At 71.5% G+C, this 21,773-nt stretch carries 21 protein-coding genes and 2 pseudogenes; 9 read left to right on the forward strand and 14 right to left on the reverse strand.

What is annotated here, in order from left to right; all coding sequences use genetic code 11:
* Positions 1-4 precede the first annotated feature (4 nt).
* The gene (locus tag RHODO2019_RS03060) at positions 5-1,174 is read right to left on the reverse strand and encodes a sensor histidine kinase (protein WP_265383574.1); all 1,170 of its coding nucleotides are present in this window, start codon (positions 1,172-1,174) and stop codon (positions 5-7) included.
* 11 nt (positions 1,175-1,185) lie between these two features.
* On the reverse strand, positions 1,186-1,722 hold the full coding sequence (locus RHODO2019_RS03065; protein ID WP_265383575.1) for a hypothetical protein: 537 nt from the start codon (positions 1,720-1,722) through the stop codon (positions 1,186-1,188).
* A gap of 154 nt (positions 1,723-1,876) precedes the next feature.
* Here RHODO2019_RS03065 and RHODO2019_RS03070 point away from each other — a divergent pair, with 154 nt between their 5' ends.
* On the forward strand, positions 1,877-2,533 hold the full coding sequence (locus RHODO2019_RS03070) for a response regulator (protein WP_265383576.1): 657 nt from the start codon (positions 1,877-1,879) through the stop codon (positions 2,531-2,533).
* 246 nt (positions 2,534-2,779) lie between these two features.
* Here RHODO2019_RS03070 and RHODO2019_RS03075 read toward each other — a convergent pair whose 3' ends face one another.
* From RHODO2019_RS03075 to RHODO2019_RS03085, 4 genes and pseudogenes are all read right to left on the reverse strand, one after another.
* Positions 2,780-4,006, reverse strand: a complete 1,227-nt coding sequence (locus RHODO2019_RS03075) for an MFS transporter (RefSeq protein WP_265383577.1) — start codon at positions 4,004-4,006, stop codon at positions 2,780-2,782.
* On the reverse strand, positions 4,003-4,161 hold the full coding sequence (locus RHODO2019_RS03080) for a hypothetical protein (protein ID WP_265383578.1): 159 nt from the start codon (positions 4,159-4,161) through the stop codon (positions 4,003-4,005). The genes RHODO2019_RS03075 and RHODO2019_RS03080 overlap by 4 nt, the downstream gene beginning before the upstream one ends.
* Before the next feature lie 199 nt (positions 4,162-4,360).
* The gene (locus tag RHODO2019_RS19455; protein WP_494338167.1) at positions 4,361-4,585 is read right to left on the reverse strand and encodes an Rv3202a family protein; all 225 of its coding nucleotides are present in this window, start codon (positions 4,583-4,585) and stop codon (positions 4,361-4,363) included.
* Positions 4,568-4,906: pseudogene (locus tag RHODO2019_RS03085) on the reverse strand (MerR family transcriptional regulator); the annotation flags it as partial. The gene RHODO2019_RS19455 and the pseudogene RHODO2019_RS03085, both read right to left, overlap by 18 nt.
* Before the next feature lie 150 nt (positions 4,907-5,056).
* Here RHODO2019_RS03085 and RHODO2019_RS03090 point away from each other — a divergent pair.
* From RHODO2019_RS03090 to RHODO2019_RS03105, 3 genes and pseudogenes are all read left to right on the forward strand, one after another.
* On the forward strand, positions 5,057-5,260 hold the full coding sequence (locus RHODO2019_RS03090; protein ID WP_265384917.1) for an Hsp20/alpha crystallin family protein: 204 nt from the start codon (positions 5,057-5,059) through the stop codon (positions 5,258-5,260).
* Positions 5,261-5,313: 53 nt separating this feature from the next.
* Positions 5,314-6,800, forward strand: a protein-coding gene (locus RHODO2019_RS03100; RefSeq protein WP_435532194.1) for an IS3 family transposase whose coding sequence is annotated in 2 segments (ribosomal slippage) — positions 5,314-5,668 and positions 5,668-6,800 — 1,488 coding nt in all. Because the reading frame shifts where the segments join, the coding sequence is not laid out codon by codon here.
* A 37-nt stretch (positions 6,801-6,837) separates the two neighbouring features.
* Positions 6,838-7,104: pseudogene (locus tag RHODO2019_RS03105) on the forward strand (Hsp20/alpha crystallin family protein); the annotation flags it as partial.
* A gap of 540 nt (positions 7,105-7,644) precedes the next feature.
* Here RHODO2019_RS03105 and RHODO2019_RS03110 read toward each other — a convergent pair.
* Together RHODO2019_RS03110 and RHODO2019_RS03115 are read right to left on the reverse strand one after the other, a co-directional pair.
* Positions 7,645-8,910: an IS256 family transposase gene (locus RHODO2019_RS03110; RefSeq protein ID WP_265383580.1), complete on the reverse strand. Its 1,266-nt coding sequence runs from the start codon at positions 8,908-8,910 to the stop codon at positions 7,645-7,647.
* A 108-nt stretch (positions 8,911-9,018) separates the two neighbouring features.
* The gene (locus RHODO2019_RS03115) at positions 9,019-10,617 is read right to left on the reverse strand and encodes a serine/threonine-protein kinase (protein WP_265383581.1); all 1,599 of its coding nucleotides are present in this window, start codon (positions 10,615-10,617) and stop codon (positions 9,019-9,021) included.
* A gap of 319 nt (positions 10,618-10,936) precedes the next feature.
* On the opposite strand from RHODO2019_RS03115, the gene RHODO2019_RS19285 reads away from it, so the two are divergent.
* Both RHODO2019_RS19285 and RHODO2019_RS03125 read left to right on the forward strand, forming a co-directional pair.
* Positions 10,937-11,770, forward strand: a complete 834-nt coding sequence (locus RHODO2019_RS19285; RefSeq protein ID WP_354005570.1) for an alpha/beta fold hydrolase — start codon at positions 10,937-10,939, stop codon at positions 11,768-11,770.
* 130 nt (positions 11,771-11,900) lie between these two features.
* The gene (locus RHODO2019_RS03125) at positions 11,901-12,479 is read left to right on the forward strand and encodes a DinB family protein (RefSeq protein ID WP_265384593.1); all 579 of its coding nucleotides are present in this window, start codon (positions 11,901-11,903) and stop codon (positions 12,477-12,479) included.
* Between the two features lie 281 nt (positions 12,480-12,760).
* On the opposite strand, the gene RHODO2019_RS03130 is transcribed toward RHODO2019_RS03125, so the two are convergent.
* On the reverse strand, positions 12,761-13,960 hold the full coding sequence (locus RHODO2019_RS03130) for an MFS transporter (RefSeq protein ID WP_265384594.1): 1,200 nt from the start codon (positions 13,958-13,960) through the stop codon (positions 12,761-12,763).
* 334 nt (positions 13,961-14,294) lie between these two features.
* Entirely contained in the window at positions 14,295-15,221 is a 927-nt protein-coding gene (locus RHODO2019_RS03135) for an SGNH/GDSL hydrolase family protein (RefSeq protein ID WP_265383583.1), read from the reverse strand.
* A 478-nt stretch (positions 15,222-15,699) separates the two neighbouring features.
* Here RHODO2019_RS03135 and RHODO2019_RS03140 point away from each other — a divergent pair, with 478 nt between their 5' ends.
* Both RHODO2019_RS03140 and RHODO2019_RS03145 read left to right on the forward strand, forming a co-directional pair.
* Entirely contained in the window at positions 15,700-15,924 is a 225-nt protein-coding gene (locus RHODO2019_RS03140; protein WP_265383584.1) for a tautomerase family protein, read from the forward strand.
* Positions 15,925-16,003: 79 nt separating this feature from the next.
* Positions 16,004-17,620 carry a LuxR family transcriptional regulator gene (locus RHODO2019_RS03145; protein ID WP_265383585.1) on the forward strand — a complete coding sequence of 539 codons (1,617 nt, stop codon included), beginning with the start codon at positions 16,004-16,006 and terminating at the stop codon, positions 17,618-17,620.
* Between the two features lie 167 nt (positions 17,621-17,787).
* Here the strand turns inward: RHODO2019_RS03145 and RHODO2019_RS03150 are convergent, their stop codons facing one another.
* The 3 genes from RHODO2019_RS03150 to RHODO2019_RS03160 all read right to left on the reverse strand — a co-directional run bounded on the left by RHODO2019_RS03150 (position 17,788) and on the right by RHODO2019_RS03160 (position 20,733).
* On the reverse strand, positions 17,788-18,999 hold the full coding sequence (locus tag RHODO2019_RS03150; protein ID WP_265383586.1) for an MFS transporter: 1,212 nt from the start codon (positions 18,997-18,999) through the stop codon (positions 17,788-17,790).
* Positions 19,000-20,355, reverse strand: coding sequence for a dihydrolipoyl dehydrogenase family protein (locus tag RHODO2019_RS03155; protein ID WP_265383587.1), 1,356 nt, complete (start codon positions 20,353-20,355; stop codon positions 19,000-19,002). It lies immediately after the preceding gene.
* 78 nt (positions 20,356-20,433) lie between these two features.
* Positions 20,434-20,733 carry a thioredoxin family protein gene (locus RHODO2019_RS03160; RefSeq protein WP_265383588.1) on the reverse strand — a complete coding sequence of 100 codons (300 nt, stop codon included), beginning with the start codon at positions 20,731-20,733 and terminating at the stop codon, positions 20,434-20,436.
* 55 nt (positions 20,734-20,788) lie between these two features.
* Here RHODO2019_RS03160 and RHODO2019_RS03165 point away from each other — a divergent pair, with 55 nt between their 5' ends.
* Positions 20,789-21,205: a heavy metal-responsive transcriptional regulator gene (locus RHODO2019_RS03165; RefSeq protein ID WP_265383589.1), complete on the forward strand. Its 417-nt coding sequence runs from the start codon at positions 20,789-20,791 to the stop codon at positions 21,203-21,205.
* Positions 21,206-21,425: 220 nt separating this feature from the next.
* On the opposite strand, the gene RHODO2019_RS03170 is transcribed toward RHODO2019_RS03165, so the two are convergent.
* Positions 21,426-21,758 carry an ArsR/SmtB family transcription factor gene (locus RHODO2019_RS03170; RefSeq protein WP_265383590.1) on the reverse strand — a complete coding sequence of 111 codons (333 nt, stop codon included), beginning with the start codon at positions 21,756-21,758 and terminating at the stop codon, positions 21,426-21,428.
* Between the last annotated feature and the right edge of the window lie 15 nt (positions 21,759-21,773).

The raw sequence follows: 21,773 nt of genomic DNA on the forward strand, positions 1-21,773 counted from the left end.
GCTGCTATCCCGGCACGGGGAGCTGAGCCACGGCGTTGGCCCGTCCCCGGCTCACCTTGACGTCCAGCGTGCCGCCGAGGAACTTGGCGCGCTCCCTCGCCCGTGCCACGGCGGCCTTCACGTCGGCAGTCCGATCGACCGGACCGTTGACGCGCAGCTCCAGGACGTCGTCCTCGAAGCGCACGCCGACCTCGATGCGCGAGCTGGGCTGGTCCGCCAGGACGTTCACCAGGTGCTCGACGATGCGGTACGCCGAGAGCTCGACCGTCGCCGGCAGCGAGCGCGGGTCGCCGGTCACGGTCAACCGTGAGTCCGCCCTCGTGTGCCGGGCCAGCAACGCGTCGAGGTGCGTGACGCTGGGCGCCGGAGCCAGGGCCACGTCGCCACCCCGCAGGAGCCCCACGATCTCGCGCATCCCGTCGAGCGTCGCGCGGCTGTCGATCTCGATGGACTCGAAGAGTGCCCTGGCGGCCGCCGCGTCGAGGCCCTGCCCCGAGTCCGCCGCGGTCGTGAGCTGGCCGAGCCGCACCTGCAGGAGACCGTCGAGCTCATGGGAGAGCCGGACGCGGTCGCCTGCGACTTCCAGCGCGACCCGCTCGTCGCGCAGCTGCCGGAGCTCGACGGTGTGAGCCGTGAGCTCCGCGCTCATGGCGGTGCGGTGACGGACCGCGCGACCGACCCCGAAGACGATCAGCACGATGGGTAGGGCCAGCACGAACGGTTCGAAGCCGGTGGTCGCGTCCACGACGACAACCGCTGCCGTGAGCACCGTGGTGAGGCCCAGCACGATCCACGCCTGCTTGCGCTCCAGGGCGACGGCGCCGAGATAGGCCAGGACGAAGGCGAGCGGCAGTCCGACGCCACACCTGGTCACCCAGCCGAAGAGCAGGTCGTGGAGCGCCATCACGGCCACTGCGATCCCGGTGACGGCGATGACGCTGCGCCGCCACCACAGCACGGGGACCGTGGCGAGCGCGAAGACCGGGACCATGGCCCACGAGTGGGAGGACAGCTGGTGGACCATGGTCCCGGCGGTGATGTCGGCCGAGGTGTCGGCGTCCTGGAACTGGACGTTCGCGACCATCAGGTAGACGCCGAACCCGGTGAGGGCCCCAGCGAGAACCCAGTCGACGGGACGTACCCCTCGGAAGACCCCGCTGGTGCCCTCACTCATCGCTCGACCCCTCAGGCGTGAACGTGCTCGGCGCTCAGCGTAGGCTTCGGGACGCCCTGGGCACGAGACTCCACGAGGAACCCGATTCCGTAGAACACTGCGGCGATCGGCACCGACAGCGCCAGGGCTCCCAGCCCACCGGTCGAGGCGTCCTCGACCAGGGTGACGACCTGGAGGGCGAGGATCCCGACGAGTCCGATCAGCTGGTCGTGCCTGCTGCCGGCGAAACGGGCCACGGCGTACGCCATGGCGATCGACAGCGGCAGCGCGAACCCGCAGCGCGTGACCCATCCGAACATCGGGAGGCTGGCGGCGACGACCACGAACGAGACGCCGATCGCCACCAGGATGTTGCGCCGACGCCACAGGATCGGCAGTGCCGCGAGCACGAATACCGGGATCATCAGCGCTGACTGCGAGTCGAGTCTGTGGGCCAGGCCGGCGTCGGCTCCCGCGTTCACTTCTGCGAAGCCGAGCAGGGCGGCCAGGGCGACCATGACGACCGCCAGCACGTAGTCGAGAGGTCGGATGCCCTTGAGGATGTCCATCTGCTTTCCTTCCGATCCGGCGTCTGGCTGACCCCGCTGGCACCACGCTCCCAAGCCGGGTCCGTGGTCCGCGTCCGCAACACGGCCGATCCTCACGGCGCGCCTCATCCTCAAGGAGGACTCGCTCAGGACGTGGGGTCGTCACAATCAGTTCGTGATCAGGGTCCTCATCGCCGACGACCAAGAGCTCGTGCGCACCGGCTTCCGGGTGATCCTGGAGGCCGAGGGTGACATCGAGGTCGTCGCCGAGGCCGTGAACGGCCACGAGGCGGTTCGTCAGGCAGCACTGGTCAAGCCCGAGGTCGTGCTGATGGACATCCGTATGCCGGAGCTCGACGGACTGGCCGCCACCGAGGAGATCCTTCGGCAGCAGGACCCGCCGACCATCGTCGTGCTGACGACCTTCGACCAGAACGAGTACATCTACCGCGCCCTTCGTGCCGGAGCAGCGGGTTTCCTGCTCAAGGACGCACCCTCGTCCCGCCTCATCGCCGCCGTGCGCGCCGCGGCCACCGGCGACTCGCTCATCGAGCCGTCCATCACCCAGCGACTGGTGGAGCGGTTCGCCGAGTCGGCAGTCACCGCCGGGATCCCGCAGCGGCTCGCGCAGCTCACGGGACGCGAGCTCGACGTGCTCCGCCTGATCACCCGCGGCCTCTCCAATGCCGAGATCGCCACGGAGATGGTGGTCGCCGAGTCCACCGTGAAGACCCACGTGGCGCGGATCCTCACCAAGCTGGGTGTGCGCGACCGCGTCCAAGCGGTCGTGGTCGCCTACGAAACCGGATTCGCCCGTCGAAGCGGCGCTTGAGCGGGGCTGATCGCGCGCGCACCGGCTGGTCAAGCACAATGTGCGGACCACGAGATGAGCGTGCAGAGCACAGCCGGTGCCGGGGACCGCCAGTGTCACCAGCGCGGTCACCAACCGCTCAGCAGGCTCCACCGTCGCAGTGTCCTCCGCGTGCGACCCACCAACGGGGCGAACGCGGGCGGAGCTGCCGGCTGGTCGTCGGTCGTCAGCTGTCGGTTGTCCACCCCCGTTCCCGACGCACCTGGCCTACTTCTCGGGTGGGGTCGAGGGCAACTCGACCCGGTGTTCAGTCGCTGGTCGAGGGCGTTCCCCGTTGACGTTCGGCGAGCTCAGGCGGGCCAGCGCCAGCAGGGCCAGAGCCGCAGGCAGCAGCGGCAGCGCGGCGACGGAGATGAGCGCCCTCGCCTGCCCACCGGCCCCCAGCAGCGCGTCCCCGGCCACCGGTGCGACCAGCCCGGCGCACCCCCACGCGGTGAACACCCAGCCGTAGGCCCGCGGGAACGCCCGCACCCCCACCCGGTCGGTGGTGACGGCGACGATGAGCACCGACACCGTTCCGTAGGACACGCCTACCGTGGTGAAGGCGGTGAGCACGACACCCGGTGGTACGTCCGTGGCCAGCACGCCCACGGAGATCCCGGTCGCAGCCAGCGCCAGTGCCAGACCCGGGACCCGGCCCACGCTGTCCGACAGCCAGCCCCCTCCCACCCGTCCGAGCAGGTTGCCCGCCGCCAGCACGGAGACCGCGATGCCGCTGGCGCCCGGGCCGAGACCGCGGGCCGCGGCCAGCTGGAGCGCATGGGCGAAGACCAGCAGTGCCGGTGCGACTCCACCGGCGAACACCAGCCACAGCAGCAGCACCGTCCCCCGCCCGACCGGCTCGGCGGCCGCGCCGTCCTTCTCGTCCCACTGGTGCCGATCCTGGTCACCGGGTGCCAGACCCGCAGCGACGAGCAGCAGCACGGTCACCAGCACGGCCAGACCCCCGAGACACGCACGCCACCCCTCCACCGCCACCAACCGCGGTCCGGCGGCCCCCAGCAGGATCGGTCCGGCCGCGTAGGCGGCCACCACCACCCCGGTCACCGCCCCCCGCCTCGCAGCCGGGGCGCGCGCGGCCATCCCGGCGGCCACCCCGTAGGCCAGCCCGTTGGCCGCGCCGAACAGCAGACCCACCCCGAACCACAGCGTCACGGGATCCTGCGAGACGGCGGCCAGGCCCAACCCGGCCCCGGCGACCACCGCCGCCGCGACCAACAAGAACCGGGAGGGCGGCTGCGGGTCGAGCCGCCCGACGGCGAGCAGCGTCACCGCAAAGGTGGCGATCGCGGTGGCGAATACAGCGGAGGTGACGGCACCGGTTGCGCCCACATCAGCCGCCGCCTGCTCGGCCACCAGGCTCCACGCGAACAAGGTGCCCACGGCCAGGTTGGCAGTGGCCCCGGCGGCCACCGTCCTGCCGGTAGCAGTCACAGCTGGTCCAAGACCTCGAGCTCCAGCCCGTCGGCCCGTGCGAGCGCCCCGAGCAGGACGCGGGGTGCTCGGGCGAGGGCGACCTCGGTGAGCCGGCGGAGGGCGGAGAGCTGGACCAGCAGGGCATCGAGCTGCTCGTGGAAGGTGGTCCGCACACCGATGACGCTAACCCCGGGACGCCAGGCGGGGCGGAGTCCAGGGTCGTCGTGTCCGGCTCAAGCCCATCAGAACCGGGGGAGTGCTCGCAGGATGTAGCGCCCAGCACGCAGCGGCGTAGTCGCTCGGTTGTGGAACACCGCGGAGAGTGCCAGCACCGTCAGGCGGCGGCGCCGGTCACGTGCGGTCGATGGGCGGTCATCCAGGTAGGTCTGTGTCGTCGGCTTCTGTGTGGTGGGGGTAGGCGTCGTCGTCGACATCGACGGGGGTGGCTTGCTCGAGGAGGTCGGTGGCGTCGGCGTCCCACCGGTCGGTGAGCGTTTTCACTGACTCCCCGGTGGTGGCGTCATCCGGGTCGGGGGCGGTGGGGGTGAGCTGGTCGAGGTGGTCGGCCTCGGGGACGTCGTCGGCGTGGGTGGTCATGGCGTGCTCCCGTTCGGCTCGCAGGCGGGTGTTCTCGACCGTCAGATCCTTGTTCGTGCTGGCCAGGGTGGTGTTGGTGGTCTGCAGGGTGAGGATCTGGGCGATGCCGGTGAGGTTGACCCCGTCGGCCACCAGGGTCCCGATTCGCCCGAGGCGGGTGAGGTCGTCCTGGCTGTAGCGCCGGGTTCCCCCGTTTGTTCGAGACGGTGTGAGCAGGCCTCGGCGTTCGTAGAGCCGCAGGGTGGGAACCGCCACGCCAGCGAGCTCGGCGGCGGTGGTGATGCCGTAGACGCCCCGGTCGGTGCGCTCCCGCAGGGCCATCACGACCTCCTCCGAAAAATCTTGTGCCGCGTCTTGCCTGACGGTAGCAGCGGTGGTACAAAATCTGCATCCGGCGAAGCAGATCGTCGGGGTTCCCACTGTCGGAGCGCGACGGGTGTCGCGCGGAGAGCTCTGTGGAGGTGGTTGGAGATGTTGGTGCGCACCGATCCGTTCCGGGAGCTGGACCGGCTGACCCAGCAGGTGCTGGGCACGGTGGCACGCCCGGCCGGGATGCCGATGGACGCGTGGCGGGAGAACGACACGTTCGTCATCGAGCTCGACCTGCCCGGGGTCGATCCCGGCTCGGTGGACCCCTCTCTGTCAGCATGGGGTGATGCACCAACCGGTGCGTAATCACTGAACGAGGGTGGGGAGATGAGTCCCCTGCGATGACTGTTCTGACGACGATTGCGCGGTCGGGCACCCATGCTGGTGTCGTGAGCGATGACCACCCCAGCGGTGAGGTGCCGGAGCGGGCCCGGCGCAGGTCCTTCACCGCCGCCTACAAGCTGAGGGTGCTGGCGGAGTACGAGGCGGCCGAGCCCGGCCGCCGGGGTGAGGTGCTGCGCCGGGAGGGCCTGTACTCCTCGCACCTGGTGGAGTGGCGTCGGGCTCGTGATGCCGGTGCGCTGGCCGCTCTGGCGGCGACCCGGGGACGCCCGCCGGCTGATCCGGTCGAGCGGGAGAACACCCGGCTGCGGGAACGCAACGCCGCCCTCGAGGCCGAGCTGGACACCGCCCGGCGGGTGATCGAGGTGCAGGGAAAAGTCTCGGCTCTCTTGGACGATCTGTCCAAGAGAGCGCACGAGGCCTCCGCGGCACCCACGCAGCGAAGCTCCGGGCCGAGCTCACCGCCGCGGTCGAGCAGGTGAGCGACGAGGCGGTCCTCGAGCTGGCACCGGTGGTGGGCACGGTCGCGGCGTGCGCCGCGATCGGGCGGTCCCGGGCCACGCACTACCGCCGCCACCGCCAGTCCCCGCCACCACCACGCCCGCCCCGGGTCCCACACCGCGACCGGGCGCAGCCGGGGGCGCTGAGCGCCGCCGAACGCGCCCAGGTGCTCGCGGTGCTGCACAGCGACCGGTTCGTCGACGCCGCCCCCGCGCAGGTGTGGGCGACGCTGCTCGACGAGGGCGTCTACCTGGCCAGCGAGTCGACGTTCTACCGGCTGCTGCGCGGGGTGCACGGCGACGTGCGCGAACGACGGTCCCAGGCCACCCACCCGGCCACGGTCAAACCCGAGCTGATCGCGACCAAGCCCAACGAGGTCTGGTCCTGGGACATCACCAAGCTGCACGGCCCCGCGAAGTGGACCTACTTCTACCTCTACGTGATCATCGACATCTACTCCCGCAAGACCGTCGGCTGGATGGTCGCCACCCGAGAGTCCGCGGCCCTGGCCGAGCAGCTACTCGCCACCACGATCGCCGCCGAGCACGTCGCGGCCGGTCAGCTGACGATCCACGCCGACCGCGGCGCCAGCATGGCCTCCAAACCCGTCGCCCTGCTGCTGGCCGACCTCGGGGTGATCAAGAGCCACAGCCGACCCCGGGTCAGCAACGACAATCCCTACAGCGAGTCGCAGTTCAAAACCCTCAAGTACTGCCCCAGCTTCCCCGGCACCTTCGCCACCCTCCAGGACGCCCGAACCTTCTGCGCCGAGTTCTTCCACGCCTACAACCACCACCACCGCCACGCCGGACTCGGCCTGCTCACCCCCGCCGTCGTCCACGACGGCCACGCCGAGACCGTCCGGGCCCAACGCGCCCTCGTCCTGACCGCCGCCCACACCCAACACCCCCACCGCTTCCGCCACCCACCCCAACCACCACGACTACCCGAACCAGCATGGATCAACCCACCCACCGCAACAGAGCCCATCACTCACAAATAGACAAGATCAACTGCCCCAAAGAGGTTGACAGGTTCCGGACCTGGACGTGGAGCGCAACGTGCTCACGATCCGCGCCGAGCGCGGCCCGCGGGCCAGCGACGCCCACGAGCGGGTGGTCTCGGAGCGCCCCCGGGGGGTGTTCAGCCGTCAGGTGATCCTTGGTGACACCTTGGACACCGAGCACGTCACCGCTGAGTATCGGGCGGGGGTGCTGCGGCTGACGATCCCGGTGGCCGAGCGGGCCAGGCCCCGCAAGATCGCCGTCAGCAGCGACACCCACGACCAGCACGCCATCAACGCCTGAACCGGGGGGTGGTGGCGATGAGCTCCACACCAACCCCGTCCGCCCCGGTGCTGGAGGCGGCCGAGGAGATCGTCGAGGACTGGGTGTCGGCCGAGTTCGACCGGATCGTGGCCCTCGAGTGGCCCGGCCGGCGGAGGGTGCCGACCAGGGTCGGGCTGCGTACGCCCACACCCGCCGAGGACCACCGGTGGAGGTGTCCGCCGGGCCAATGTCCAGTGCAGCGACCCGGCGGTCGGGGCCCGGCTCAGCAGGCCCCCCGCAGGCAGCGTTCACCCCCGGTAGCTGCCTGAGCCCTGTCTGACCTGATGCGAGGAGGTGGTGCCCGGTTCCTGAGCAGACAAGACCGTCCGCGACGTGCCCCGCCCCACGGCGGGGCACGTCGCCACACCCGCGACCCGACAGGATCAGCCTTCCCCACAGGCCCTGTCTCGCACAGACCATCGGCTGCGGCTTCGCCACCCCGGCAGATCACCGCGCCAACACCCGCCGCCTCTCCATTCGGAGGGGCTGTCTCGTTAACGGTGTTTCCGGCGGTTGGTCTCAGTAGGTTTCGGGTGCCGGCCAGCGGTCGGCGAAGGTGATGGCGAACGCGTTGAGCGCTGGCTTCCACCTCATGGTCCATCGTGTCCTGCCTCGCCCGGTCGGGTCCAGCGATCGGGTCACCAGGTAGAGACACTTCAAGGCGGCTTGGTCGCTGGGGAAGTGCCCGCGGGCCTTCACCGCCCGCCGGTAGCGGGCGTTGAGGGACTCGATGGCATTCGTCGAGCAGAGCACGGTGCGGATCTCGACGTCGTAGTCGAGGAAGGGCACGAACTCCTCCCACGCGTTCTCCCAGAGCCGGGTGATCGCCCCGTACTTGCTGCCCCACTTCTCGGTGAGCTCCTCCAACGCCGCCCGCGCGGCAGCCGCGTTGACCGCGGTGTAGATCGGTTTCACGTCGTGCCGGAGTGCGTCCCAGTCCCGTCTGGAGGCCAGCCGGAAGGTGTTGCGGATCAGGTGGATGATGCAGGTCTGGACCGTGGCCAACGGCCAGACGTTGCCGACGACGTCGGGCAGACCCTTCAGCCCGTCGCAGACGACGAAGAACGTGTCGCTCACGCCGCGGTTCTTGAGGTCGACCAAGACGCTCATCCAGAACTTGGCGCCTTCCCCGCCGGTGCCGGCCCACAGGCCCAGCACGTCCTTCTCCCCGGCCAGGCTGACCCCGATCGCGGCGTAGATGGGCCGGTTGGCGACCTGCCCGTCACGAATCTTGACCACGATGGCGTCGATGAAGATCGCCGCGTAGACCCCGTCCAGCGGTCGGGTGGACCAGGTCTGCATCTCCTCCAGAACCTTGTCGGTGATCCGGCTGACCGTCTCCTTGGACACCGACGCCCCGTAGATCTGGTCGAAGTGGGCGGCGATCTCTCCGGTGGTCAAGCCCCGGGCGTACAGGGACAAGACGACCTCGTCGACCTCACCGAGGCGGCGCTGCCGCTTGCGCACGATGACCGGCTCGAAGGTGCCCTCACGGTCACGGGGGACCTCGAGCTGCACCTGGCCGGTGGCGTGGGTCAGGACCGTCTTCGTCCTCGTGCCGTTGCGGACGTTCCCGGAGTCCCGCTCGCCGGGGGCCCGGTTCTTCTCGTGCCCGAGGTGGGCGGTCATCTCCTCGTTCAGGGCCGTCTCCAGGACCGTCTTGGTGAACTGCTTGAGCAGCCCGTCAGGCCCGGTCAGGGACAGGCCCTGCTCCTGGGCCAGCCGGACCAGCTCCCGGGCAGCGACCTCCTCAGCCGTGGGCTCCTGCCTCTTCTTCGCGGTCATGTCACTCAGTGTCGTTGTCATCACGGCACCTTCCCCGCCGACTCCCGTCAGCGTGTTGGGCCGGAAACACCGTTAAATCCACAGTCCCCATTCGGACACCCTGCAGCGCTAGTTGACGCGGTCGAACTGGTCGACGTCGAGGTGGAGCTGTCCGTCGTTGCCGGGCACGAGGGTCATCTGGTGGGTTTCTGACTGTGGTGCGCCGCCGGGCCGGGTGAAGGTGACGTTGGCTGTGGCGGTGAGCGATCCGTCCTGTGCGGTGATGGTGCCCAGCGTGACGCTGGTGAACTGGGCGAAGAAGTCGCGGTAGGAGGGGTAGCCCTGCGCTTGCAGGGTGGGGCCGGCCAGGGCGTAGGCCTGCGCGATGTTCCCGGGCAGCAGTGCGTAGTAGCTGGTCAGGGCCTGCCGGACGTCGGCAGCGAGGACGGGGGAGCTCGCCCCCCGGCTCTGTGGGGTGGCGGCCGGTGGCGGTGTGCTCGGCGCTGCCGTGGTGGTCGACGGTGCGGTGGTGGTGGGTGGCGGGGGTGTCTCGCTGGGGGTCGGTGCAGGTGCTCCCGTGGCGGTGGCAGGGGCGGACATCGTCTGCGGGGTGGGGTCGGAGCTTGTCAGCAGGTAGGTGGCGCCGCCGAGGACCCCGAGGACCAGCAGGGCGACGGCGGCAGCGACCACTCGACGCGGGGCAGCACGCGGTGGTGTCCCGGGCGGGGGACCGAACGGTGGCTTCCCCGGACCCGGTTCCCACGGCGCGGGTTCCGCGGTGCCTGCGTACCTCGGTGTGCCCGGAGCGTCGCCGCCTGCTGGCCTCGGGAGGAGGTCCCGGGGCGAGGCGGGTAGCTGGAGGGGGAGGGTGAGGACGACGGTGGGGTCCCCGTCGCGTCCGGCAGCAAGGGCGCTGAGTGCGTCGCGCACCTGAGCGGTGGTGGGGCGGTGGGCCGGGTCGACGTCGAGCATCCGCAGCAGCAGGGGTGTCATCGCTGCCGCCTGGCGTGGGGGGTCGAACTCCCCGCGGGCAACACGGTGCAGCAGCAGGAGCGAGTTGTCGCCGGCCCCGAACGGTGGGCGTCCCTCGAGGGAGGTGTACAGCGTCGCACCGAGGGAGAAGACGTCGCTGCGGTGACCGGGTTCTCCTCCTCGGGCGATCTCGGGGGCGAGGAAGGCGGGGGTGCCGGTGAGCATCCCGGTCTGGGTGAGCGCGACGTCCCCGGCGGCGCGGGCGATCCCGAAGTCGGTGAGCTTGACGATGCCCTGGGCCTGCCCGCCCCACCCGATGAGGATGTTGGCGGGCTTGACGTCGCGGTGGACGATTCCCGCGGCGTGCACGGCGGTGAGTGCGTCGGCGACCTGGGCCCCGATCTGGGCGACCTGCGGCACAGGGAGGACACCGTCGGTGGTGAGGACCTCGGCGAGGTTGCGGGAGGGCAGGTACTCCATCACCAACCACGGTTGTCCTGCGTCGACGATCACGTCGAGGACCGCGACCGCGTGTGGGTGGTTCAGCCGGGCTGCGATGCGCCCCTCCCGCAGCACTCGTTGCCGCTGTTCGGCCATCGCTGCCCCGGTCATGCCCACCGGGGTGATCACCTGCTTCACGGCGACCTGTCGTCCGAGGAGCTCGTCGTGGGCCAGCCACACGGCCCCCATCCCACCGCCACCGAGCTCGCTGAGCAGGTGGTAGCGCCCCGCTACGACGATCTCCGGGACCGTCATGAGTGCGCGGGAGACGCCCAGGTGGTCACCGGCCGGACGGTACCGCTGCAGGACCGTCGCCCCTGAACGACGGTGGTGCGGGTGCGCCCACGTCCGGTCGCACCCAGCTGCGACCAGCTGCTCGTCGTCGGCAAGGCCGGCGTCCGCCAGCGGCCGATCGGAGCAGGTGATTCCCCGACGGTCCATCTCGTCGTGCGGGCCTTCCCGCTGTGCGTGCGCACCACGCGGGTCACGTGGTTCGGTCACCAGTGCAGACGGGACGAGGATCGGGTTCCTCACGTGCCGGGAGGGTCCCGCCCTGCTGATGATCCACAGGGGCATGCGCAGCTCCACGCGCTGGGCTCCGGTGTGGCCTCGGCTGGCCGGACGGTTCCAGGTGACGGCGATGGATCGTCGTGGGAGGGCCTCGAGCGCGGATGCCGAGCGCTACTCCCTCGAGGTGGAGTACGAGGACGTCATCGCTGTCGCCGAGCACCTCTCAGCGCGTCAGGGAACCCCGATCACCGTGTTCGGGCACAGCTACGGCGCGGTGTGCGCGCTCGTCGATCTGGGTTCCGAGTGTCTTCTCGAGAACCGGTCTGATCTTGGCCCGGGATCGCGGATGGGCCTCGGCGTAGCGTCCGAGCGAGGCGGTGGTGGCGTCGGGGTCGAGTCGTCGCGCAACCGCTGCGACAGGTGCGTGGCTGCCGAGGTGGACCCTCACGTGCGGGCTGGCTTCCACGTTGCGGAGCCACTGTGCCCGGCGACCAAATCCTGCGACTACGACGCAGCAGTCCGGGCTGGGACGGTCGACGACCTCCAGCACGACGTAGCGAGGCAGCCCCGAGCCCCTCCCGAACACCGCGCCGAGCCTGGCCCGGTACATCCATGCAGCACGGTGGCACCCGCCCGGGCGACCGAGCTCCGAGCCTCCACGACCTCAACCAACGCCGTTGTGGCGCGAGGCGCACCTGCCGTTGGTCCCGAGCTCCGTCGTCCCGCGGCTCGTACACGCCCGCCGGACCATCTCACGACGACCAGACCGGTCACTGATCGTCCACCGGTGTCCCACCGGCACCACCCAGCGGAACGTGCTGGAGAAGCCGTCCTCGGCACCAGCGCGACCTCGAACACTCGCACCGACTCATGCCGGCCGTTCCGGTCGCGCGGGTGACCAGGACCGCGAACGCGGAGAGGCCGCCCACCGCGGTGGCGACGCGTCTCGCGCCAGCACCGTGCTGCGATCGGTGAGCGGTGATCGCCGTCCGCTGCCTGTCGGTGGGTGTGGATAGGTTCGGCCGGTGATGGACGTGATGGCCGGCCCGCTGCGGCGGTACCTGCAGCAGGGAAGGGACGCGATGGTGCGCGCGCTGGAGGGGCTGGACGAGTTCGACGCGCGGCGCCCGCTGACCCCGAGCGGCACGAACATCCTGGGGTTGGTCAAGCATCTCGTCGGAGTCGAGCGTTCGTACCTCGGTGCGTGCGTCGGTCGGCCGCCGGAGTTCACCCTGCCGTGGGAGGAGGACGGCTCGGTGTGGGACGGCGCCGACATGTGGGTGCGCGCCGAGGAGTCCCGCAGCTACATCGTGGACCTCTACCACCAGAGCTGGCGGAGCTCTGACGCGTCGATCGATGCGTTGCCGTTGGACGCTGAGGCCTACGTCCACTGGTGGAAGGAGGGCACCCGCCGTCCCTCCTTCGGCAGCCTTCTCGTCCGGGTCGTGGCCGAGACCGCGCAGCACGCGGGTCACGCAGAGATCCTGCGCGAGGGTCTCGACGGCCAGGGCGGTCGAGACTCCGGCTCGTTCGGCGACGACGTCACCTGGACGTCGTACCTCGCCCGCATCCACGCCGCCGCCGACCCGTTCCGGAACCCTGCCTGACCACCGTCGCGACCTCCGCACCAGGACCCCGCCGACGAACGCCCAACGGCTCGATCAGGGTGACGCCGGCCGGACCGCGCCGATCCCGCTCCGGCCACCGGTCGTCCACCGGTCGCACCGCCGACTGAACCGACCCGCAGCGCACCGGTGCCCGGTCGGCGATCGGCGTGCGGTCTGCTGGCACCGACGGGGTGGAGCCTGACCGCGTGGAGCCTGACCGTGTGGTGCTCGTGCGTCCAGGTGGAGACGAGCCAGCCAGGGGCCAGGTCGGGTTGCCACACTCAAGCGTCACGTGCCGGGGTGAACCGGCCGCCGACGGCGACCATGACGGCAGCCAGGGCGGCGGCGGCGGTGCCGGAGATGAGCAGGGGCACGGTGCCGGTGGCGTTCCAGGCGAGCCCGGCCCAGGTGCCGGCGACGAGGACGGCGCCACCGGTGACGGCCTGGTAAAGGCCCTGGGCGCCGGAGGTGCGGTCGGCGGGGGCGAGGTCGGCGATCCACGCCTTGCCGACCCCGTCGGTGGCGGCGGCGAAGAACCCGTACAGAGGCAGCAGCAGGAACACCCACCCCGGGGAGTGCACGAGGCCCAGGCCGAGGTAGCCCACGGCGAAGAAGCCGAGGCCGGTGGCGAAGACCAGGTGCCGCGGTACGCGGTCGGAGATCGCCCCCAGCGGGTAGGCGGCGAGGGCGTAGACGGTGTTGTAGAGGATGTAGGCGCTGATCACCCCACCGAGGGAGAGCCCGAGCTGGCTGGCCCGCAGCAGCAGCAGGGCGTCGGGGAAGTTGACCAGCCCGAACACCCCGAGGGTGATGATGAGCGAGCGCAGCCGCGGCGGCAGGGCCGTCGGCCTCGCGATCGGGGCCCGGGCGGGGCGGGTGCGTCGGCGCACAGCGGCCCGGCCCGGGGCGGGTCCGGTGTCCTCGTGGACGGCGCGGATCAGCAGCACCGACAGGACCGCGGGGATGACGGCGATGACCAGCAGCGGTCGGACCTGGTGGCCGAGCAGCTCGTAGAGGCCCAGGCCCACGGCGGGTCCGACGACGGCCCCGGCGGTGTCGGCGGCCCGGTGGAACCCGAAGATCCGCCCCCGGGCAGAAGGGTCGGCACCCACCATGAGCAGGGCGTCGCGGGGGGCGCCGCGGATGCCCTTGCCGACCCGGTCCACCGCCCGCCCGGCCAGGACGACCGGCCACACCACGGCGAGGGCGATGAGGACCTTGCCGACCGCGGCGAGGCCGTAGCCGACGGCGATCAACGGGCGCCGGGCCCGGGTGTCCCCCAGCCGCCCGGCCACCAGCTTCGTGACCGCGGCCACGCCCTCGGCGATGCCCTCGACGATGCCGACGACGGCGACCGGCGCCCCGAGGGTGGTGGTGAGGAAGATCGGCAGGATCGGGTAGAGCAGCTCGCTCGCCGCGTCCTGCAGGAAGCTGACCCCGGAGAGCGTCTTGACGTTCGGCGTCAGCCACCCCCGGTCCACGGTGTCACCGGGGTCCCCACCCGGGGCAGCGTCGGTGGGACGGGGTTCGTGGCTCACCGGACCATCGTGGCCGGGGACGCACGCTCGCGGTCAGCCGGGTCGGGAACCGGTGATGATCCGATGAGCTTCGTGCGCGGAGACGGTGCACTGGGCGGGTGATCACGACGGGAACCAGGGCCGGGGCGGGCACGCCCGCGGTATGGGGCTTCCTGCCGGGCCAGGTCCGTCCCCGTCCGTGTTCCAGCTTGGGTGTTCGCAACGCACCACTGGTCCGCCCCGGCGTGGCGGGGTGGACCAGTGGTGGGTTGGGTCAGGGGTGTGGCGGTGAGCTCGGTCAGCGGCCGATGGCTGCCAAGGTCTCGCTGGCCAGGGCGGCTTCGCCGATGGCGTTGGGGTGCACCGGGAGGGCGTTCACGGGAGCGACCAGGGGCTCCATCCACCGGTTGGTGGGTCCTGAGCAGGCGTCGTGACCGGTCGAGGGGGTGGCGGTGTCGACGTAGCGGGCACCGGTCGCGGCGGCGGCCCGGCGCACCACGTCGTTGGCGACCTTCCCCTGGTTGAGTAGCCACGGGACGTCACCTTCGGAGATGCCGGTGATGGCGAAGCAGGCCGGCGAGAAGGCGGGGGGCAGGATCTGCGGGTATCCGAGGATGACGATGCTCGCGCGCGGGGCCTTGGCGCGCACCGCGGACAGCGCCTTGACCAGCGCCGGGTAGGTCTTTTCCTCGATGATCTTGGTGTACTTGTCGCCGTTCGCATCCTTGCACGGGCTGCCGGTGGGGTCTGGCCTCCCAGTTTCAGGCGAACGGACGAGGAAGGCACAGCCGAAGAACGTGTCGAAGAAGACGCCCCCGTCGTTGCCGCTGATGGTCATGGTCACCAGCCGGGTGTCCTTGCTGACCGCGTCCAGCTGAGGAGGCGCCACCACCACCCCTTTATCTGTCTTCTGCGGGGTGAAGAAGTCGGTGGTCCTGGCGCCGCTGCACGTCACGTCCGTGTACGCGGCGGGGTGCGTGGTCTTCGCGATGACCTCGGAGTAGTTCACCGTGGAGCGGAGGCACCCGCCAGGGGAACCGGCGACCTGCGGAAGGATCCCGGCGCCGGAGGAGTAGCTGTCGCCCAGGGCGACGTAGGGGGAGGTCTTGATCGAGGCGGCCGCCGCGTTGGGCGGGGTCGTCTTCGCGTCGGCGGTGGTCGTGATGCCGACCAGGCCGACACCGACGAGGGCGGCGCAGGTCACGAGCGAAGCGATTCGGCGCAAGGGGGGGCTCCAACGGTGAGGGGCTGGGCAGCTGCGTCCAGCCCGGGATGGTGTGACGGACGTTACACACGCTAAGGATCCGTGTCACGTGGTCGGTGGGCTGGTTGCGGGGAGCCGCCTGACGTCGGCGGAAACGGCGCAGACCGCCAAGGCCGGCCGGTCGCGCCCTCCGGGGCGCTCCGGCAGCCAGCCGAGACGCAACCCGGGACTGCCCGGCCGCACTCCTGACCGCGCCCCGGAGATCCAGTGCTCAAACCCCGCGCACCCCGGTGCCCGCTGCGGCGATACCTCTCAGGGGCCGCACACCCCACCCGGCGTGTCCGACGCCCCACCCAGGGTGCTGCGCCTGGCCCGTTCGGGCCAGGCCCTGGTCAGGCAGCGGGTGGCCGGTCCTGCCGACGCGGCGGGGTGCCCGCGGAGCCGAGGATCGACCTCGACGCCCCGCGACCGGCGGAGCGCGGGCCCGAAGGAGATCATCATGCCGTTCATCCAGGTCAAGGTCATCGAGAACGTCTTCACCGACGACCAGAAGCAGGAGATCGTCCGCCGCCTCACCGATGCCCTGGTGGCCATCGAGGGCGAGAACATGCGTCCCGTCACGTGGTGCGTGGTCGAGGAGGTCCGCAGCGGCAGCTGGGGGATCGCTGGGAACCCGCTCACCACCGCTGACGTCAAGGCGCTGGCGGCCGGAGTGGGCGTCTGAGCGCGCGACCATCGTCGGGTCGGCTCGGGTGGGTGCCGCCGGCGCCCACCGAGGGGTGCCGGGGGGCGATACTGACGGGGTGGCATCCCTGGTGTCCGCCCGGTCGGCCCTCGACGCGGGTTCCTGGCTGCTCGCCATAGCCGAGTACCGGGCTGTCGCCGAGGAGACCGGGGACCCGTTGGCCCACGAGGGACTGGCCCAGGCCGCCTGGTGGCTCGACGACGCTGTCACCTGCGTCGGCGCTCGGGAGCAGGCCTACCGGCGCCACCGGGCGCTCGGGGACCCGCTCGGTGCTGCGCGAGCCGCCACCGCCCTCGCCTGGGACTGCCTGTTGTTCGGTCATGGCGAGGCGGTGGCGCTGGGCTGGTGGGGGCGGGCCGGATCACTGCTCGAGGAGCTGGGCGAGTCCGCCGAGCACGGCTGGCACGCCATGCGGGAGGCGGAGCTCGCCCTCGAGGTCGGGCACGACCCGGACCGGGCGCTCGGGGCTGCCCGCCGTGCGGCGGCCGTCGGGAAACGGCTCGGCCTGGGCGACCTCGAGGTCGTCGGCGTTGCCCTGCAGGGTCTCGCCATGACGAGCGCGGGGGACGTGGAGGAGGGCATGGTGCGGCTGGACGCCTCCGTGGCCGCCGCCATCTCGGGCGACGTGCCGGACCCGATGTGGATGGGGAAGGTCTGCTGCTGGGTCATCGCGGCCTGCAACCACAGCAAGGACGTGACGCGGGCGGCGGACTGGTGCCGACGGGTGGAGGCCCTCTGCACCGAGCGCGACCTCGCACCCCTGTTCACCGTGTGCCGCATCCAGCACGCGACGGTGCAGGTGGCGCGGGGGTCGTGGCGCGAGGCCGAGCAGGAGCTGGTCGGGGTCCTCGACCAGCTCTCGGCGTCGCGCCGCGCCTCCCGGTTCGACGCCGTCGTGCAACTCGGTGAGCTCCGGCGCCGACAGGGCCGCGTCGACGAGGCGGAGGCGCTGTTCGCGCAGGCCGAGTTCCACCCGTCCGCGATCGTGGGACGCGCCCGGATGCTGGTGTCCGCCGGCGATCCGGCGAACGCCTGGGCGTCGATCGCGGGTCTGCTGGCGCGGATGCCGCCGGACGGTCGACTGGCCCGTACCGACGTGCTGCTGCCCGCCGTGCTCGTCGCGCTGGCCGCCGGGTGCGAGGGTGCCGCCCGGGTCCTGGCGGCGGAGCTGCGAGCGACCGCGGAGCTGACCGGCACGCACTGGCTCATGGCCACGGCCTCGGTCGCAGAGGCCTCCCTGCAGCCGCCGTCGGCCGCGGTGCCCCTGCTGACCGAGGCGGTGCGCAGGTTCAACGCCGCCGACCTGCGCTTCGACGAGGCCCACACCCGCCTCAGCCTCGCCGAGGCGCTGCTGGCCACGGGCGAGGTGACCGTGGCCCGCCGCCACCTCGCGCTCGCGACGGAGGTGTTGACCGAGCTGTGCGCCGGGGAGGACCTGGCGCGGGCCCGACGGCTCGCCCCCGCCGCCGGCGTGCCGTCGGGTGGCCCGCTCTCGGCGCGGGAGCGGCAGGTGCTGCGGTTGGTGTCGCAGGGGATGAGCAACCAGGAGATCGCGGTGTCGCTCGTGCTCAGCGAGCACACGGTGCACCGGCACGTCGCCAACATCCTGACCAAGCTCGGTCAGACCTCCCGCACCGGTGCCGCCTCGCACGCCATCCACGCCGGCCTGCTGTGACCCGGCGGCAGGCCGTCCACAGTGGATGGACCGGGCGAGCGCCGTGGACACCGCCCTCGCGGGGGTCGGCCTGTACGTGTGCGCGACGCTGGGTACTCGCGCGGCCGAGGCAGCCGGCATGCGTCGCTGCGAGTGTTCGACGTCGTGCTGGTGTCGAGGGCCGCTCCTCAGCGCGTTCCGCTGGGTGATGCCGGTCGGGCACCGGTAGCTCCGACGGCGGCTGCGGTGAGGAGCAGGAGGCCGCCGAGGAGGTAGACGGCTCGGATGCCGAGGGTGTCGGCGAGGAGTCCGCCGCCGAGGAGGCTGAGCAGGCGGCCGGTCTGCCAGAGCATGTCGAACCCGGCGAAGGCCCGGCCGCGGAGGTTCTCCGGGACGCGGGACTGGATGAGGCTGGCGAAGGTGACGGTGCCGGTGGAGGTGGACAGCCCGTACAACACCAGTGCCGTGGCGGCCAGGGGGAGGTTGGTGGCGACGGCCAGGATCAGGTCGACGGCTCCGCGGAGGGCGTAGGGCCCGAACACGAACAGGGGTCGGCGGGGGTTGGTGATGCGCCGCAGCAGCAGCAGGGGTCCGATGGCGGCGCCGACCCCGATCGCGGCGACGAGCACCCCGAAGCCGCTGGCACCGCCGAGGCGGTCCTGGGCGAGGACGACGAGCAGGGCGCTGGTGGCGCCGGCGGACAGCGCCGCGAGGAGCTGCCCGACCGCCAGTGCCTTCAGCAGCGGTAGCGCGGCCAGGGCGGCGAGGCCCTCGCGGGCGTGGGCGAAGGGGCTCACCACCTGCACCGGGGTGGTGCGTTCGGGTTCGTGCAGTCCCCGCAGGACCAGGGCGGAGACCGCGAAGCTGGCGGCGTTGAGGGCGAAGGCGATCCCGAACCCGACCTGGACGGCGAGCAGGGCCGCGACGGGGGCGACGAGGACCTGGGCGGTGACCGCGGCGGTCCAGATGCCGCTGTTGGCGACGACGAGCTCACCGTCCTCGACGACCGAGGGCAGCAGGGACTGCGCGGCGGGGGAGAAGAACACCTGCCCGCACGACAGCCCGAACGCCACCGCGTAGGCGACCGGGGCGCTGTCGTGCCACACCACCAGGACCCCGGCGAGCAGCACCCGGGCCAGGTCAGCACCGACCATGACCTGCACCCGGGGCAGGCGGTCGACCAGGCTGCCCGCCAGGGGTGCCAGCGCCAGCACCGGGACGATCTCGGCGAGCACCGCCCCCGACACACCCAGCCCCGAGCCGGTCACCGAGATCAGCAGCAACGCCAGGGTCGTGAACTGGGCGACGTCACCGACCTGCGACACCGTCCGGGCCACCCACAACCGCCGGTAGGCAGGACGCCGCAGCAACGTGCGCAGATCAACCCGGGCCGTGGTCATCTACAGCATCGCGCCGAGGTCGGATCCGTGGGTGGGGTAGGCAGCGGTGGCGGACTTGAGCTGGCGGGTGGTGATCCCGACCTTGATGGCCAGGCCGAGGGTGTTGACGAGCTCGCCGGACCCGGGTCCGAGCAGGTGGGCGCCGACGACGAGGTCGGTGGTGCGGTCGATGAGGATCTTCGCCGCCGAGGTGGTCTCGCCGATCCGGTAGCTGGAGTACCAGGTGCTGGTGTCGGAACAGCGCACGACCAGGTCGATGGCCGCGTCGGCGGTGGCCTCGGCCTCGGACATGCCGACGCGGACGAGCTCGGGGATGGTGAACACCGCGGTGGGGATCCCGGTGTAGTCGGGGGTGGTGGTGGTTGCCTTGAGCATGTTGGAGGCGGCGACCTTCGCCTCGGACACCGCGACCGGGGTCAGGGGCATCCCGGCGGTGTCCGCGGAGTCGCCGGCAGCCCACACCCCTGGGTTGGTGGTGGCCTGCAGGTGCCCGCTGACGCGCACCCCCCGCTCACCCCACTCGACGCCCGCGGCGTCCAGGCGCAGGTCGTCGAGGGCGGCGACCCGGCCCGCGCCGTGGACGACGAGGTCGGTCTCGACCGTCTCGGACTGCCCGTCACGCTCGAGGGTCACCCGGTAGCCCCGGTCCACGGGCTCTACCGCGGTGATGGTGGTGCTGCGTCGCACGTCGACCCCGACCTGGCGGCCCCGGTCGACCAGGAGCTCGACGAGGTCGGGGTCGAAGCTGGTCAGGGGGCGTGGCCCGCGGTCGACGATGACGGTGGTGGTGCCGGTGCGGGCGGCGAGGTGGGCGAGCTCGAAGGACACGAAGCCACCTCCGACGAACAGGATCCGCGCCGGCACCGTGTCCAGGTCGAGGAAGTCGGTGCTGTCGATGACGTGCTCGTGGCCGGGGAACCCCAGGGGGCGTGGTCGTGCCCCTGTCGCGACGAGGACCCGCGCCGCGCCGTAGCCGGTGCCGTCGACCTCGAGGCTTGTGGGGCCGGCGAACTGGGCGTGCCCGTGCAGGGTGTCCACCCCGACGGCGGTGAGGGTGTCCTCCATGGATCGGGGGACGGGATCGGTGAAGCCGTGCTTGTGGGCCATCAGCTCGCCCCAGCTGATCCTCAGCCCGCCCTCGTCGATGCCCTTGCCGCGCATCAGGCGGGCACCGTCGATGATCTCCGCCCCGCGTCGCAGGATCTTCTTCGGGTCACACCCCCGCAACGCGCACGTGCCGCCGTAGGGCAGGGCGTCGACGATGGCGACCCGCCACCCCGCGGTGGCGCACTTGGTGGCAGCAGCGACACCGGCCATCCCCGCGCCGATGACCATGAGGTCGTAGGACTCGCTCACCGGTGGTCTCCCGTCGTGGTGGCCGAGCTCGCATCGGGTGTCAGGCCCGGAGCTCCGGGGGTGACGACCGCGCCCCGCTCACGCACCGGTCAACACCGACCGCAGCTGGTCCAGGGTCGGCGCACCCGCCACCCCGTCCGGGGTCACGTACCGGCGACACGTCAGACCTACCAGGGAGCCCGGCCCAGCGAACACGTCGACACCGTCGACCTGGATGCTGGGTGAACCGAGGAACCCGACCCGCTCGGCCTCCTCCGCCGTCTCCACCAGGCGGCGGGTGACCGTGAGGTCTCCTCGCTCAGCGGCGAGAGCAGCCAGGTGTGAGTCGGCGAGCTCCCAGTGCGGGCAGCCCTCGAAGTACAACAAGGTGACGTCCATGCACCCGACGGTAAACCTTGCACCGTAGTACAAGGTCAAGTCGTAGGGTTCGGGCATGCGCATCGGGGACGTCGCCACCGCCACCTGTCTGGAGACCCAGGCCATCCGCTTCTACGAGCGCAAGGGGCTGCTACCCCCTCCGGGACGCAGCCCCAACGGCTACCGGGTCTACGACGCCGCGACGATCACCCGGCTGGAGTTCATCCGCAGCGGCCAAGGGGCCGGACTGACCCTCGCCGAGATCGCCACCGTCCTCGCCGTCCGTGACGAGGGTGACACCCCCTGCGCCCACGTCCGGGCCCTGCTCACCGCGAAGCTGGCCGACGTCCACACCCGGCAACGCCAGCTCCGCGCCCTCGAGACCGAGCTAGACACCCTGATCCGCCGGAGCGACACCCTAGACCCGGCCGACTGCACCGACGCCCAGATCTGTCACATCATCACCCCCGAGCAGGACGCGAAGATCCCCTGACTCGCTTCTCACGACGCACCCCTGGTCCCAGCGTCACGGACGCGCCCGGCAGCTCGCGGCAGCTCGCGGCAGGATCGGGTCGAGCGTGGTCGTCCGTCGCAGGGGGATCGGTGTCCGGCCGGGACTGAGCCGCCGCCGCAGCCGAGCAGGGGACGTCGCACCGGGGATCGGGTGCTGGTGACCGACAGCGCGTCTACTCCGGGGAACAGGCCGGTGCCACTCAGGGAGCGGCCACCGCGTCCGGGGTCCGAGCGTGGAACAGGGCCTCGCTGAGCAGCCGTTGCACGTGGTCGTCAGTTGCGGAGTAGTGCACGTAGGTGCCTTCGCGGCGGCCGGTGACCAGCCCGGCGAGGCGCAGCTTGGCCAGGTGCTGGCTCACCGCCGTCGGCGACGTCCCGGCCAGCTCGGCCAGGCACGCCACGGTCGACTCGCCCTGCAGCAGCGCCCAGAGGATCTTGATGCGGGTGGGGTCGGCGAGCATGCGCAGCGACTCCGCAGCGAGGTGGACCTGCTCCTCGTGCGGCATCGCGAAGTCGTCCCGGTCGGAGTGCACCGTGCCAGCCTAGAG

The sequence above is a fragment of the Rhodococcus antarcticus genome (assembly GCF_026153295.1).
Lineage (GTDB): Bacteria > Actinomycetota > Actinomycetes > Mycobacteriales > Mycobacteriaceae > Rhodococcus_D > Rhodococcus_D antarcticus.

Excerpts from the sequence above, each read along its gene's own strand:
- RHODO2019_RS03065 (WP_265383575.1), bottom strand. The coding sequence starts at position 1,722 with ATGGACATCCTCAAGGGCATCCGACCTCTCGACTACGTGCTGGCGGTC.
- RHODO2019_RS03090 (WP_265384917.1), top strand. The coding sequence starts at position 5,057 with ATGTTGGTGCGCACCGATCCGTTCCGGGAGCTGGACCGGCTGACCCAG.
- RHODO2019_RS03150 (WP_265383586.1), bottom strand. The coding sequence starts at position 18,999 with ATGACCACGGCCCGGGTTGATCTGCGCACGTTGCTGCGGCGTCCTGCC.
- RHODO2019_RS03125 (WP_265384593.1), top strand. The coding sequence starts at position 11,901 with ATGGACGTGATGGCCGGCCCGCTGCGGCGGTACCTGCAGCAGGGAAGG.
- RHODO2019_RS19455 (WP_494338167.1), bottom strand. The coding sequence starts at position 4,585 with ATGACCACCCACGCCGACGACGTCCCCGAGGCCGACCACCTCGACCAG.
- RHODO2019_RS03160 (WP_265383588.1), bottom strand. The coding sequence starts at position 20,733 with ATGGACGTCACCTTGTTGTACTTCGAGGGCTGCCCGCACTGGGAGCTC.
- RHODO2019_RS03110 (WP_265383580.1), bottom strand. The coding sequence starts at position 8,910 with ATGACCGCGAAGAAGAGGCAGGAGCCCACGGCTGAGGAGGTCGCTGCC.
- RHODO2019_RS03115 (WP_265383581.1), bottom strand. The coding sequence starts at position 10,617 with ATGACGGTCCCGGAGATCGTCGTAGCGGGGCGCTACCACCTGCTCAGC.
- RHODO2019_RS03060 (WP_265383574.1), bottom strand. The coding sequence starts at position 1,174 with ATGAGTGAGGGCACCAGCGGGGTCTTCCGAGGGGTACGTCCCGTCGAC.
- RHODO2019_RS19285 (WP_354005570.1), top strand. The coding sequence starts at position 10,937 with ATGCGCAGCTCCACGCGCTGGGCTCCGGTGTGGCCTCGGCTGGCCGGA.
- RHODO2019_RS03165 (WP_265383589.1), top strand. The coding sequence starts at position 20,789 with ATGCGCATCGGGGACGTCGCCACCGCCACCTGTCTGGAGACCCAGGCC.
- RHODO2019_RS03140 (WP_265383584.1), top strand. The coding sequence starts at position 15,700 with ATGCCGTTCATCCAGGTCAAGGTCATCGAGAACGTCTTCACCGACGAC.